This window comes from Ruminococcus sp. XPD3002 (assembly GCA_900119535.1).
GTDB classification, from domain to species: Bacteria; Bacillota; Clostridia; order Oscillospirales; family Ruminococcaceae; genus Ruminococcus; species Ruminococcus flavefaciens_H.
The window spans coordinates 196,381-209,364 of record FPJT01000001.1 but is presented as its reverse complement, the minus strand read 5'-3'; the positions used below and the strand labels follow the sequence as shown (position 1 = coordinate 209,364).

General features: G+C 46.7%; 14 protein-coding genes. 2 read left to right on the top strand and 12 right to left on the bottom strand.

Features of this window, described 5'->3' with window-relative positions; translation table 11 throughout:
* Positions 1–84: 84 nt before the first annotated feature.
* Positions 85–747 carry an HAD family hydrolase gene (locus tag BT127_RS00830; RefSeq protein WP_075423128.1) on the top strand — a complete coding sequence of 221 codons (663 nt, stop codon included), beginning with the start codon at positions 85–87 and terminating at the stop codon, positions 745–747.
* Positions 740–997: a hypothetical protein gene (locus tag BT127_RS00825; protein WP_318257079.1), complete on the top strand. Its 258-nt coding sequence runs from the start codon at positions 740–742 to the stop codon at positions 995–997. Before BT127_RS00830 ends, BT127_RS00825 begins: the two co-directional genes overlap by 8 nt.
* Before the next feature lie 93 nt (positions 998–1,090).
* Here BT127_RS00825 and BT127_RS00820 read toward each other — a convergent pair whose 3' ends face one another.
* The 12 genes from BT127_RS00820 to BT127_RS00765 form a co-directional block, all read right to left on the bottom strand.
* Positions 1,091–2,593, bottom strand: a complete 1,503-nt coding sequence (locus tag BT127_RS00820) for a hypothetical protein (RefSeq protein WP_075423126.1) — start codon at positions 2,591–2,593, stop codon at positions 1,091–1,093.
* A gap of 59 nt (positions 2,594–2,652) precedes the next feature.
* Positions 2,653–3,429 (bottom strand): helix-turn-helix domain-containing protein, encoded by a 777-nt coding sequence (locus tag BT127_RS00815; RefSeq protein ID WP_075423125.1) that lies wholly within the window; start codon positions 3,427–3,429, stop codon positions 2,653–2,655.
* On the bottom strand, positions 3,426–3,944 hold the full coding sequence (locus tag BT127_RS00810; protein ID WP_075423124.1) for a DNA-3-methyladenine glycosylase: 519 nt from the start codon (positions 3,942–3,944) through the stop codon (positions 3,426–3,428). Before BT127_RS00810 ends, BT127_RS00815 begins: the two co-directional genes overlap by 4 nt.
* On the bottom strand, positions 3,944–5,698 hold the full coding sequence (locus BT127_RS00805) for an Rqc2 family fibronectin-binding protein (RefSeq protein WP_075423123.1): 1,755 nt from the start codon (positions 5,696–5,698) through the stop codon (positions 3,944–3,946). The genes BT127_RS00810 and BT127_RS00805 overlap by 1 nt, the downstream gene beginning before the upstream one ends.
* A 12-nt stretch (positions 5,699–5,710) precedes the next feature.
* The gene (locus BT127_RS00800) at positions 5,711–6,610 is read right to left on the bottom strand and encodes an NAD-dependent epimerase/dehydratase family protein (RefSeq protein WP_075423122.1); all 900 of its coding nucleotides are present in this window, start codon (positions 6,608–6,610) and stop codon (positions 5,711–5,713) included.
* Between the two features lie 19 nt (positions 6,611–6,629).
* Positions 6,630–7,508, bottom strand: coding sequence for a hypothetical protein (locus tag BT127_RS00795; protein ID WP_139275338.1), 879 nt, complete (start codon positions 7,506–7,508; stop codon positions 6,630–6,632).
* A gap of 5 nt (positions 7,509–7,513) precedes the next feature.
* On the bottom strand, positions 7,514–8,338 hold the full coding sequence (locus BT127_RS00790; protein WP_075423120.1) for a putative RNA methyltransferase: 825 nt from the start codon (positions 8,336–8,338) through the stop codon (positions 7,514–7,516).
* A gap of 8 nt (positions 8,339–8,346) precedes the next feature.
* On the bottom strand, positions 8,347–9,792 hold the full coding sequence (locus BT127_RS00785) for a Nif3-like dinuclear metal center hexameric protein (protein WP_075423119.1): 1,446 nt from the start codon (positions 9,790–9,792) through the stop codon (positions 8,347–8,349).
* A gap of 125 nt (positions 9,793–9,917) precedes the next feature.
* A complete protein-coding gene (locus BT127_RS00780) occupies positions 9,918–10,124 on the bottom strand; it encodes a DUF1858 domain-containing protein (protein ID WP_173541081.1) in 207 nt (68 codons plus the stop codon).
* Positions 10,125–10,224: 100 nt separating this feature from the next.
* Positions 10,225–10,500 carry a zinc-ribbon domain containing protein gene (locus tag BT127_RS00775; protein WP_075423118.1) on the bottom strand — a complete coding sequence of 92 codons (276 nt, stop codon included), beginning with the start codon at positions 10,498–10,500 and terminating at the stop codon, positions 10,225–10,227.
* An 88-nt stretch (positions 10,501–10,588) separates the two neighbouring features.
* Entirely contained in the window at positions 10,589–11,182 is a 594-nt protein-coding gene (locus tag BT127_RS00770) for a sigma-70 family RNA polymerase sigma factor (protein WP_318257078.1), read from the bottom strand.
* A 123-nt stretch (positions 11,183–11,305) separates the two neighbouring features.
* Positions 11,306–12,850 (bottom strand): coiled-coil domain-containing protein, encoded by a 1,545-nt coding sequence (locus tag BT127_RS00765; RefSeq protein ID WP_075423116.1) that lies wholly within the window; start codon positions 12,848–12,850, stop codon positions 11,306–11,308.
* Between the last annotated feature and the right edge of the window lie 134 nt (positions 12,851–12,984).

Genomic DNA, 12,984 nt, shown 5'->3' with positions numbered 1-12,984 from the left:
AAACGTCCCTTCACTGCGATAAACGATCTCGGGACGCCGTTCTCGGCGTCCCTTTTTATGACAGCTATATAAAGGAGTCTAAGAATGTTAAAAGGCGCAATATTCGACATGGACGGTCTTATGATAGACACCGAAAAGCTCTATCTCAGGTTCTGGATACAGTCCGCAAAGGACTTCGGCTACGATATGAAGCCCGAACACGTTTACGCTATCCGCAGTCTGGCAAGAAAATACTCCATTCCCAAGCTGAAAGGCTTCTTCGGTGAGGAATTTCCTACGGAAGAAGTCAGGGAGCACCGCACAGAACTTATGAACGAGTATATCTCAGAGCACGGCTTCGACGTAAAAAAGGGACTCTTTCAGCTACTTGACTACCTTCAGAGTACAGGCAGAAAGATCGCTGTTGCTACTGCAACTCCCCGTGAACGCACACTGAAATACCTCGGCATGATAGGTGCTGCGGAACGCTTTGATGCGGTGATCTGCGGCGATATGGTCACAGTCGGCAAGCCCGATCCCGAAATATATCTGACTGCCGCAAGAGAACTCGGTCTGCCTGCCGAAGAGTGCGCCGCTTTTGAGGACTCTCCGAACGGTATACGTTCAGCTCACAGCGCAGGCTGCAAAACTATCATGATCCCCGATATGACTCCTCCCGATGAGGAGATAATGCCCTATATAAACGCAGTTTACAACAGTCTCGATGAAGCTGTGGAGTTCTTTGAAAGGAGCGGTGAAATTGGCTGACACAAGCGTATCCAAAATATTCGATATCCCTAAATTCTACTACTTTGACAGCGGAAACGACTATTCTGGAAGCCGTGATGATTTTTCCTACAAGGTAATCACAGGCGAAACTCTCAAATGCCTTACGTGGCACGGCAGATTATGCTCCATGAAGGCTGAAATAGAGAACGAAAAGGAGTTTGAGCGCTCACAGGAAGGCTTCGATTCAATGATAGTCTGGCTTGAAGAGACATACTCCGCAGGGAAATAATATCACGATCAATAAGACCGTCCCCACTGCATTAAACAGTAAGGACGGTCTTTTCTTATCATTATTGCTCATTCCGTCAGCAAGGCCTCGAGCTTATTGAAGACCTGTTGATTTCTTCATCCAGTTCAACATCTCCTCATTATTGAAAAGCTCGTCAAACAGATCAAGAGGAATATCTCTGTCGGTTATATCTATGCTTCGTGTCAGATTATACTGCGTCGGCTTTAATCCCATACGATACAGATGGAAACGTTCTCTGCCCGCAGGATCATTCTTTCCGAAGCTAAGATTGAAAGTAAGCTCAGGTTCACCTGTAAACTCATTAAAATAGCATGTAGTTCCTCTGCATCCGTCAGTTTTTTCATCCCAGTTGAGCTCAAAGAATCTTACTATGCTCCTTGTTTGTTCTTCTGAGTTTGGTTTTATTGTTGCAATAGCAGCAGATTCCTCAGAATTATTTACACGCAACATTATCTGACAGTCCATAGCAGCTGTAAATAATTCATCCAGTCCCTTGAAGTAGAGCAGTCCCGTAAAATCAGCTCTGCTGCGGCATCTGCTTAGCTTGTCGAATTCCTCGGCAGAACGCTGAAGGACGGGAAACACCTGTTCAGCAGGCAGAGTAGTCATAAGAGAAACATTGGGATAGTAGCTTTTCCCTGCGTTTTCCTCCATAGATTTGAAGGTAAGGTATTCCATGAAAAAATAATTCTTGACAAACAGGAATTTGTGTTCTCCATTCATGTTATCATGAATAAATTTTTTTAATACTCTCTCATCAGGACTTTCCTCACAATACAGATCAATGAATTGTTCCACAGTCGGCAATAAACGCTTATTCAGGAAACTGTCAATCCTTTTTACGAGGACTTTTGCCGATTCCTGCTGCTGGAACGGGAGAAACGGTATAGAATTTGCTGCTGCAAAATAGTCCATGAGCCTGTTTTTGACAGTTATGAAATAGCCGTCATATAATTTAGAATAGTATGGTCTTGCAGGATACAGATCAGCCTCATAATCCTGAGATAACTGAACAGAAGGTCCGATAGGATTTTCAAGCTCTATAACGCCTTCTGTTACATTTAAACCCTGAAGATCATCCTCATGATCCTGGGATGACTGAGCAGAAGGTCCTATAGGGTTTTCAAGCTCTATAACGCCTTCTGTTACATTTAAACCCTGAAAATCATCCTTTTCAACTTCAATTTCCTTTGTTGAATAATCAGCGGGAAGTCCCATTTTTTTCCTTGTTTCATAGTCACGGTAGCCTTCGATGACTTCCCTCATTATCAGAGGGATCTCAAGGAATCTATCCTCAAATCTGGCTTCCGAGCCGTTTCCTGTTATAGAATACACGGGGATATCTATATTCTCATTCGAGACCGAATCATCTAAAGAAAAATACATAAAGTCCTCACGGCATTCTCCGTTTTGGTCTTTTTTGAAGAGGACGTACATGATGCCCTCTTTTTCAATAAGATACTTAAGCTCGAGGTTTTTACTATCATAGGATATTTTTAATTTATCTCCAAAACGAGCTGTCTCGAAGGAGCAGATTTTTCTGAGATCGATCACTTTACTTTTTTTAAAAAACATAACCGGTTTCCTTTCAGTGTATAAAGTATTTCCCGATAATGACAGCCGCCTTTCAGCGATCATTTCTTCCTGTAACCCGTAGGCGTTTTGCCTACTATTTTTTTGAACTGTCTCATGAAGTGCTCCTCGTTGTCATAACCGCACATTGCGGATATCTGCGAAACAGTACATGAGGTCTCGGTAAGAAGCTCCTTTGCTTTTTCTATCTTGCTGTTTATAACGTCATTGATGCATGATACACCGAACACTTCGCTGTAGATGTGCTGAAAGTACGAACGGGACATGTTTACGTCCGCCGCCATAGCGTCCACGTTCCACTTAAGCTGCGGATTGCGGTATATCTTCCCTCTCAGTTCCTCCAGCAGCCTGTAATGAGGATCGGATGCCGACTGTGCATCGGCACGTACATTGCGGGACTCCCCTGCCTTCATCAGTACTATACGCATCATGGTCTCTAACATCTTGCTGCGCCTTGCGTTGATAGTATAGAATTCCTCGGAAATACTGCGGATGAGCTGCGATATCATTTCGCCGTCCACATTCATAAGGGGCTCGTCAAGAGGCACAGAGAACATTTCAGCAAATTCCTTATCCCCTTCGGGATCGAAGCATATCCAGTCACAGAGAAGATATTCGTCCGCAGCACCGAAGCCGTAGGGACAGCTTCCGCTCCACAGTATGAGAGTGTACTCGGGAACTGTTACGGACCTCTCCCCTGTATCAAGTCTCGCTCTGCTTCTCGTAAGCAGCAGCATATGGTCTCCGCTCACGGAATCATCCCTGTAGCTGTAGTCCTCATGGTAAAATGCACCGCTGCATATGGTCTTAACGTTCATATATCACCCCGATCAGCTATAAACCGCCATTCTATGTCCTTCCAGTACTCCCCTGCATAGTCTATCCCGACTCTCGGGGCAGTCTTTATCACGGGACGGAAACCGTCATCCTCGATGCAGATATCATCCCTGCCGCAAACGGGAGTATTATTGAAGCTGCCGTCTATTTTCAGGTACTTCGTCAGCTTCGCAGGTCCGTTCAGTCCCTCACCGCAGCGTATAAGTATGCCCTGCGGCTGACCTTCCTCGCCTGTTATAACGTTCATCAGCCAGTGTATACCGTAGCACAGATATACATATATCTGTCCGCTCCTGCCGTAAAGCAGCTCGGTACGTTTAGTGCGTCCCTTTGCGGCATGGCAGGCTTTGTCCTCTTCACCGCGGTAGGCTTCCGTCTCGGTTATGCGTACACGAAGTTCGCTTCCGTCGGGAAGTCTGCGTACTATCACCTTTCCCACAAGCTCGGGAGCGACCTCCAGTACATCCCTGTGAAAGAATTCCTCTGTCAGTATCATCACTTTACCCTCAGACGTTCTTCAAGCTCTGTATCAGGCTTCACAAAGGCAGTCTGATAGTTACTGAATATGACCTTTCCGGGCTTTGCGCCTGAAGGCTTCTTAACGTACCTTGCAAGGCAGTAATCCACAGGTACTAAGTTTGAACCCCGTCCCCTGCTGTTGACTGCGGCGATGATCGCAGCCTCCTCTATGGTCCTGTCAGGTATTTCTGCGCCGTTTGCAGCTATGATAACGTGGGAACCCGTAATAGTCTGGGTATGGAGCCACATATCAGTCTTTTCCGCCATTTTAAGGCTCAGGCGGTCATTCTGGTAATTATTCCGTCCAACATATATGCTGAAACCGTCACTGGACCTGTACTCTATTGGCGGAAGCGCCTTTGGAGGCTTGTTCTTGCTGCCGCCCGACCTGATATAACCCTGTTCGCTGAGTTCAAGACGGAGCTGTGAGATATCATTCTCGGAAGACGCACGGGTAAGTGCATCGAAAACACTGTCCAGGTACTGTAGTTCCTCCTCGCCCTTTTCTATCTGCTGAGCAAGCATAGTCTCGGCAGTTACGCACTTCTTGTACTCGCTGTAGTAGTGCTGTGCGTTCTGGGACGGAGTCTTTCTCACATCAAGAGCTATCTCCACTGTGGGACAGTTCTCATCGTAGAAATTTTCGAGAACTGCGGTGCTGTCCCCCTTGTTTATGCGGTACATATTTGCCGATATAATGTCTCCGCAGAGCTTGTATCTGTCCTTTTCCGCACAGGCAGAAAGCTCCTCACGCTGATTGCCGATACGGCGTGAAGTACGTTCGGTAAGGTTCACAAGCAGCTTGAACAGGTCGTTTGCCCTCTGCTTGGTACGTGCAGCACGGTCACGCTCGTAGTAGAAGTAGTCAAGAAGCTCGGATGCCCCCGTAAGCTCCTTGGTATACATCAGCGTACCGAACTGGGAAAGGCGTATGAAGGAGAAATCCTTCAGCATACCTTCCTTATCCATAACTACCGAGAAACAGCAGTCGTTTTCAAGGAGCTGCTCCTTTGTACGCTTTATGGCAAAGAGCAGTCTGTCCAGCTGGTCGCCGTCTATGGTATCGCTTTCAAGGTGAGCACCTCGTCCTGCGAAGAAGCTCCACTCTCTTGCAAGAACAGGAGAAATACCCTCGAACACGCGAATAAGCGCCTTTGAAAGCTCCGTTCCGCCTACAGCTCTCAGTCGGTCAGTTATCTCCTGAGGTGTTGCAGTTAGAAAACTCAGTCTGTCATCACGGGGCGGCATGGTGTACTTCATTCCCGGAAGGACCATTCTCTCACGGGACATATCCTCACCGACACGCTTGATGCTGTCGATAACATGTCCGTCATTCCCTATAATGATGAGGTTAGAACAGCGTCCCATTATCTCGCAGGCAAGAGTTACTGTAACTACGTCACCGAGTTCGTTCACGCATTCAAAGTCAAGGAACAGTATACGTTCAAGACCGTCCTGACGCACATCGATGAGTTTACCGCTGCCAAGGTGCTTTCTCAGCAGCATACAGAACATAGGCGGAGTCTGGGGATTATCCACAGCCTTCTCTGTCATATGTACTCTCGCACTGCCTGCATTTGCCGATATGAACAGCTTTTTGCCGCCCTGCTTAGTGCGTAGGGATATGATTATCTCCTCTCGTGAGGGCTGGTGTATCTTCTCGACTCTCGCACCTATAAGCGGCATAAGTTCGGTTTTTATTGTATAGAGAAATGCTCCGTCAAGAGCCATAAGATCATTCCTTTACTTGAAGTTTTTGCTTATAAATTCGTTAAGCGGCTTGCGGACGATAAGTTCACGATTATTAGCGTACCACTCATACGACTCCGCAATACCTGTATCAAAGGGTACCGTATCAGGCATGAGCTTCATCTGCTCTGATACGTCCAGCTTGTACTCGTAGTCATAAAACGGGAAGTAGCTCCGCTGCGGGATATCATCAGTCACATACCGAAGTTCGGGAGTTTTTCCAAGTGTACCGTAGCACACTTCAACCCAGCTGCGGACGTCTATGCTTTCCTCGTTGCCGACGTTGAAAATGTGCTGCTGAGGTTGCTTTTCAAGGAGCAGTTCCATAAAGCGGCAGAGGTCACGGATGTGGAAGAACTGAAGCTGCATTTGACCGTTTTTCGGTAGATAGAACGGTCTGTCCTCCTCGGCGCACTCAAACACAAATGCCTCACGATAGAGGTTGTTCATAGGTCCGTAGAGATAGGGCGGACGCAGAATATAGGCATGAGGTACATTGGTTCTCAGGTAGTTTTCAGCAGCCAGCTTATTTGTACCGTAACCGCCCCATATGGAGTTCGGACCGCACTTCATATCTTCGCGGAAAGGCTGCGGAAGCGTCTCGGGATAAACTGCACTGGAACTTACAAAAATGTAGTCCCCGAACTCACCAAGAGCTTCGTGAAGCGTTCGGACATCATTCTCATTGTAGGAAGTTACGTCCAGAACAGCGTCAAATCTGATGCTTTTCAGTTCATTTCCAATGGAGAAGCGGTCGGCGCAGATATGGCGGACTCCCTCGGACTGTGGACGGCTTCCTCGGTTCAGTACATAAACCTCGTGTCCCTTGCCGACAAAGTACTCCGCAGTAAATCTGCTCGCAAAAACTGTACCGCCTGTGACCAGTATCTTCATTTGATATCTCCTTTTCCCGTCAGTGCAGAAGCTTTGCAAATTCTATCACAAACCACACAGGAAGACTTAGCAGCGCACTGACTATATTCGCAGTTACCGTCGCACTTCCGACTCGTGTTTTATCGACATCTTTCAAGAATCGGCGAAGCAGAGCCACCTCAACAATTATTATGACTATTTCGATAACGAACATCGAACGGAAGAAGCTTATTTCCGCTTGATAAGCTATAATCAACGTAATATAGAGCATTATCTGCGTCAGTAAATTGACAAGAAAAAATACAAGTGCATTGTGTTGCGGTTCAAAGCTGATCTTATGGCATAAAAAGACTATCCACTCAATAAACAGCGTGATAGCCAGAGTCACCAGAAAAACTTTGACGGTCTTGCGGACAGTTCTGCCCATTTCTTCACGGACTGCATGCTTCTCCTTGTCTGTACCCATTTTTGCAATGTCAAAAGTAATGACGGAATTATAGCTATATGGCTCTATCTCGGGACTTACGATAGTACGCAGGTCCTCCGTAACCAATATTATGCGGAATCTCGACGGCACATCGTAGGTAAACTCATAAACTGCAGCAGGTTTGTTGATAGTGTTGTCTCCGCTGTTAGCTCCGCCAAAGCGAGGTCTTTGCCCGTTAAGATCAAAGTTCTTAAGAACCTGTACCATTTCATAATTAAGGCCTCTTTCAGCACATTCCTTCTCATCCAGAAAACAGTAACCCCGAGCGCCTTCATACAGGATATCAACGTAATATTCGCCATCAGGAGGATTTTCAAGGTGAAGCTCGATGCTCGGTTTAGGTCCCATATCAGCCGAAGCAGGGACAGCACAGCAGTACACAACGATCAGCGATAAAATAAGTGCTGCAATAAATGACAAGTGCTTTTTCACATAACTCACCCTTTCTTGCGATAAGTCAGAAGTTCAAAGTCTGCTTTAGTTTCCAGTTTGTTAAGGGCACACAGTCGCTCCTGTTCAGTCTTTCCCGTCTTGTAGTAATATGGAGTCATTGAGAAAAGGCTCTGTATATCCTCCGCTGAGTCAAGCTGCATGGTAAAGGTAATGCGTTCGCTGTTAAGGAACTCGAAGCCTTCCAGTTCATACGGCTTTACTTCATTTTTATATGGAGTGTCATAAATAGCCTGTTTCAGTTCCCAAAGGTGATCCTCGGAGGGTATCGCCATTATCATGATGCCGTCCTTTTTCAGGACTCTTGCGAACTCCTCTCCGCAGTAGGGCGCAAACAGTGTGATCAGCATATCGCAGGAACAGTCCGCAACAGGTATATGGAACACACTTGCAGCGGCGTAATGTATGGACTTGTCACGCTTTGCAGCGTAGTCCACAGCAGTCTTTGATATGTCGATGCCGTATATCTCAGCAGCAATATCGGACTTATCAAGACTTGCTTTCACAGCTGAAGTGTAATATCCTTCACCGCATCCTGCGTCCAGTAAAATATTATCGTTTTTGCTGTACCGGACCACCGTTTCGCACAGCTTATCACAAAGGGGCGAGTAGTAACCCTTATCGAGGAAATCACGTCTTGCCTGCACCATGAGTTTATTGTCCCCGTGAACTGTCTTCGCGGTATGCTTTGATATAAGCAGGTTCACGTAACCGCTGCGGGCAAGGTCAAAGCAGTGACGATTCCCGCAGACATAGCTTCTTTCCGCCATTTCAAGGGATCTTCCGCACACAGGACACATATACACGCTCATGTTTCACCTCATATGTACTGAACGGGATCAGTTGAATGATCCGCTATCTCGATATCAAGCTGCGGGAACTTCTTTTCAAGCACTCGTCTGAGTTCGGTGAGTACAATGTTCTCGGTGTGGAAGTGTCCGCAGTCAAAAAGTGCGATATGTGAGTTGTTCGCATCTATCCACACATCATGCTTCACGTCACCTGTGATATAACCGTCGCAATTTTTAGCTATCGCTAATTCAAGCATTGAACCTCCCGAACCGGAACAGAATGCGATCCTTGAAATCTTCATGCGGCGTTTGCTCATACGGACGTACTCGCAGCCGAAAAGTTTTTTAAGTTCCTCGGCGAATTCGGTAGTCTTTACAGGCTCGGAAAGGTTGATTATCCAGCCGTAGTGTCTTCCGTCACCAAGCTCCTCAAATGGCTCAGGTTCGCCCGATATGCCGTACTTTTCAAGGAGCCTGTCAAGAATAACGCCATTGGTGCCGCCGTCGCATATATCGAGGTTCGTATGCATACAGATAGCTGCGATACCGCTCTCAACAAGTCCGAAAACGGGACTGTTTCTCGTGATCTTTTTAAGCGGATCAAAAATAACGGGATGATGCGATATTACAAGCTCTGCACCTTTCTCCGATGCCTCGGTAACTACCCTGTTTGTTATATCAAGCGAGAGCACGACCTTGCTGCACTCCATATCATAATTCTCGATCAGAAGTCCCGAGTTGTCCCAGCTATCCTGAGTTGAGAACGGGTAAATCGAGTCAAGATAGCTGTAAACGTCGCTTATGCGGACTATCTCCGTACCCTTATCCATTTTGTACGCAAGGGCAGCATAATGCTGTGCGGCCTCCGCATTTCCTGCCGATTCAAGGGACTCACTCACCTTTTCAAGGCGCTGTGATTCACGCTTGCGGTACTTTTCTCCAAGCGGATCATCCTCGTCGAAAAAGCCGTAAAGCGACTCCGCCTCAGTAAGAGTACGCCAGTCTCCCGACTCCTCCGCAACCATAACAACGTAAAGTTTGTCACCGTCCTCGACTGCATACTCTCCGACTATCTCAAACTGGTACTCGTAGAGCTTCTTTCGCAGTAATTCCGCCTTTGTCATGGGCTGGAGTATCAGTCTTACGTTCTCGAAATCACGATCCGATTCGCCGATTATCTTAGCAATAGTCTCTCCGCCCATACCTGCAATAACGATATCCGATACGCCGTCGGTATCGATATTCTGAAGTCCGTCGGACAGGACAAGCTCCACCTTATCTGAGATACCGTACTTTTCAACGGTCTTGCGCGCGGATTCGAGAGGTCCCTCCCTGACATCCGAGGCTATAACACGGCTGCACTTGCCTGAGGTAATGAGTTCGGCAGCGAGATAGGCGTGATCTGTACCAACATCGCAGACTACGCCTTCTCCTCTTACAAGCTCTGCACACTTTTTCAGTCTGTTATCTATCATGATCCACTCCGTTCCGAATGAGCAGCGAGGCGGCTCACCCTAAAAAATAAGCGTGTCGAAGCTCCGACACGCCGAAAAGCCTTCATAATATACTCCGAAGCAATATCGGAGAAAGCTGCACAGCGTCAGTTAGCCTTTGCAGCAAAATGAGCGTTGAGTTTAGCTACTAACTGCTCAGGATCATTACCGTGAACAGCACACGCTTCTTCAATGGTCTCTCCTCTTGAAGCGGGGCAGCCGAGACAATGCATACCGATCTCTAAGAAATAGGGGGCAACGTCAAAATCAGCATCAAGGATATCGCCAATGATAGTATCCTTTGTGATCTGCATGATACATCTTCCTTTCACATTTAACTTTTTAAATGATTATTCATCATTCTCTATAAAAACCCAAAGCACAGCCGAGGCTGTGCCGATGGATCATCAGAAATTATTCTGCGTTGAGCTTTGCGAAACATTCGCTGCAGTATACAGGACGGCCTTCCTTTGGTTCAAAAGGAACCTTAGCCTCAGCACCGCATGTAGCGCATGTAGCAGTATACATAACTCTCTCCGGTCTGCCTGCATTCTTTCTTGCATCACGGCAAGCCTTGCATCTCTGCGGCTCGTTTGTGAAGCCTCTCTCTGCATAAAACTCCTGTTCGCCTGCTGTGAAAACGAACTCGTTTCCGCACTCCTTGCAGACTAATGTCTTGTCTTCGTACATTTTACATACCTCGCTTAAAATATTTGGACCACGGCAGGACTTTCACCTGCACCTTTGATAAACAACGCTCTGGATTTAAGCTATGCGGTCATAATTGCAATTCTTCCGGAAGGTCCCGTATCTTACGTCTGGCACGCTGCATGGCGTTATCCACTGCCTTAACAGACATACCGAGTTTCTCGGCAACTTCCTTATACGAACTGCCCTGTATGCACATATTGAACACCTTTAGTTCCTTTTCAGAAAGCACGGATGCAATATACTTGAAAAACTCCGAATAGAATTCCTTATTGATGTAGATACTTTCGGGAGTCTCATCCTCTGAAAGCTGTTCCTTGATAGCGTCATCAAGGCTTTCGGAGCTTGTCTTTCTTGCTTTTGAAAGGAAAGAAAACATCCTGTTTACGATACAAGTCTCTGCAAACGTAGAAAACTTAACACCTCTTGAAGGATCGAACGAAGCGATCGCGCTTAGAAGTCCGAGAAGACCTTCCTGACGCAGATCGTCGCTGTCGATATCAGAACCCGCATAAAGCTCGGCTTTAATGCAGATCAGGCGCAGGAAACGCAGTGCAACGGCATTTGCCGCTGATTTATCGGACTTTGCCATAACTGCAAGTTCCTCATCCGAGGTCCCGCGAAAATCAATCAGATCAAAATCAGAATCCAGCAAGATATCCACCCAACATTCAGTAACAGTGTTCAAGTATGACCGATGTACCGACAAGACGGCATCAGAATTATTATTCCCGCGGTCCGGATAAATACACGGACCGCAGGAAAAAATCGTTTTCAGATGAGAAGATCAGTTCTCCTCGGGGTTGTTAGCAGCCTCTTCCTCAGCAGCCTTAAGCAGTTCAGCCATATCAAAATTGAAGTTTGCGCTCTTCTTCTTCTGTTCCTGCTGTGGAGCAGAGCTGTTTGCAGGTCTTGAACTGTTGTTATTATTGCTGTGGTTATTGTTATAACCGCCGAATGAGCTTGAAGCAACATCAGCAAAAGGATCGCTGTTCTTGGATTCAACCTTCTTAGCGCCGATATCATCAAGTGTAGCAGTTGGAGCCTTTGCAGCTTCAAAAGCAGCAACAGGAGCCTCAGCCCTCTTTACTGTATTGCTTTCCTTATCGCCGATAGCCTTGCGAGCTTCGCCGATTATATTCTGTGCTTCGCTCATTCTGTCAGAAGCCTGACCTGTGAGCTTGCTTATAGCACTTGTAATATCGCTGAACTTTGTATTGATGCTGTCGATCTCGTTCATGAGCATATTGCGTACAGTTGAAGACATTTCGTTGATCTTGTCAGCCTTTGTATTAGCGTCGTCAACAGTAGACTTAGCGATCCTGTTAGCATCGCTTATGCACTTTTCAGCTGAAGCATTAGCATCCTTGATAGCCTTTTCAGCCTTGATATTTGATTCATTGAGTATCTGTTCAGCCTTGGTCTGAGCATCCTTGACAGTCTTGTCAGCCTCATCCTGAGCAGCCTGCTTGATCTGGTTAACGTTCTTCTGAGCCTCAGCAAACATAGCGCCCATCTGAGCGATAGGATTGCTTGCCTCTTCCTTGAGCTTGACGATCTGAGCATTGAGCTCCTTGATCTCATCGTCCTTCTTAGCAAGATCCTCAGCTGAAACAGCATTGCTTCCAGCCTTTGTAAGCTCGTCTATCTTGCTGTTCTTATCAGCGATCTCTCTGGTCTTGGACTCGAGTTCAGCAGTTTTAGCCTTAAGGTCGCCTGTGAGCTTTTCGAGTTCCTGCTTGACCTTAGCGAGTTCAGCGCTGTCAGCAGCATTTCCGCCTGCGCCAGCAGGTGCAGAAGCGAGTTTCTGTTCAGCAGCTGCAGCCTTCTGCTCAGCAGCCTTGACCTGATTTCTGAGAGTTTCGATCTCTTTCTTAGCAGCCTCGAGAGCAACAGCAGCCTGTGGGTTAACAGCATTTCCGCCGTTCTTCTGCTCAGCAGCTCTGAGCTGATTTCTGAGTGAATCGATCTCCTTCTTAGCAGCCTCTAAAGCAGCAGCAGTCTGGGCATTGATCTGAGCGTTGCCCTGTGCAGGAACTGCACCGCCTGCCTTAAGAGAAGCGATCTGCTTCTGGAGTTCTTCGTTTTCCTTCTTAGCCTGTCTGAGGGCATTATTTGAAGCATTGAGCTTCTCCTGAAGGTTATCCACCTGATTTCTGTACTTTGTAAGCTCGTGATTGTCAGCAGGGCCGTTTCCGCCAGCTTCCTGAGCTTTTTTCAGTTCGTCCTCAAGGGAAACTATTTTTGAATTAAGTTCATCGAGGTACGTCATTACGTCCTCTTTTACAAATCCGCCCACACGAGCGGTTCTTAATACGGTTGGTTCGTCCATGATACACTCCATTTCCCCGCAGAGGACTGCGGACTTTAATTAAGGAACAATGCGCCTTTAAATAATTATAACACATTTTATAATCTGATTCAACCATTAAAATGTAGAAAAATTACGTTGATTTTAGTGCATTT

Coding starts and splice junctions, on each gene's coding strand:
- BT127_RS00780 (WP_173541081.1), bottom strand. CDS start 10,124: ATGCAGATCACAAAGGATACTATCATTGGCGATATCCTTGATGCTGAT.
- BT127_RS00810 (WP_075423124.1), bottom strand. CDS start 3,944: ATGATACTGACAGAGGAATTCTTTCACAGGGATGTACTGGAGGTCGCT.
- BT127_RS00775 (WP_075423118.1), bottom strand. CDS start 10,500: ATGTACGAAGACAAGACATTAGTCTGCAAGGAGTGCGGAAACGAGTTC.
- BT127_RS00805 (WP_075423123.1), bottom strand. CDS start 5,698: ATGGCTCTTGACGGAGCATTTCTCTATACAATAAAAACCGAACTTATG.
- BT127_RS00815 (WP_075423125.1), bottom strand. CDS start 3,429: ATGAACGTTAAGACCATATGCAGCGGTGCATTTTACCATGAGGACTAC.
- BT127_RS00785 (WP_075423119.1), bottom strand. CDS start 9,792: ATGATAGATAACAGACTGAAAAAGTGTGCAGAGCTTGTAAGAGGAGAA.
- BT127_RS00790 (WP_075423120.1), bottom strand. CDS start 8,338: ATGAGCGTGTATATGTGTCCTGTGTGCGGAAGATCCCTTGAAATGGCG.
- BT127_RS00820 (WP_075423126.1), bottom strand. CDS start 2,593: ATGTTTTTTAAAAAAAGTAAAGTGATCGATCTCAGAAAAATCTGCTCC.
- BT127_RS00765 (WP_075423116.1), bottom strand. CDS start 12,850: ATGGACGAACCAACCGTATTAAGAACCGCTCGTGTGGGCGGATTTGTA.
- BT127_RS00800 (WP_075423122.1), bottom strand. CDS start 6,610: ATGAAGATACTGGTCACAGGCGGTACAGTTTTTGCGAGCAGATTTACT.
- BT127_RS00830 (WP_075423128.1), top strand. CDS start 85: ATGTTAAAAGGCGCAATATTCGACATGGACGGTCTTATGATAGACACC.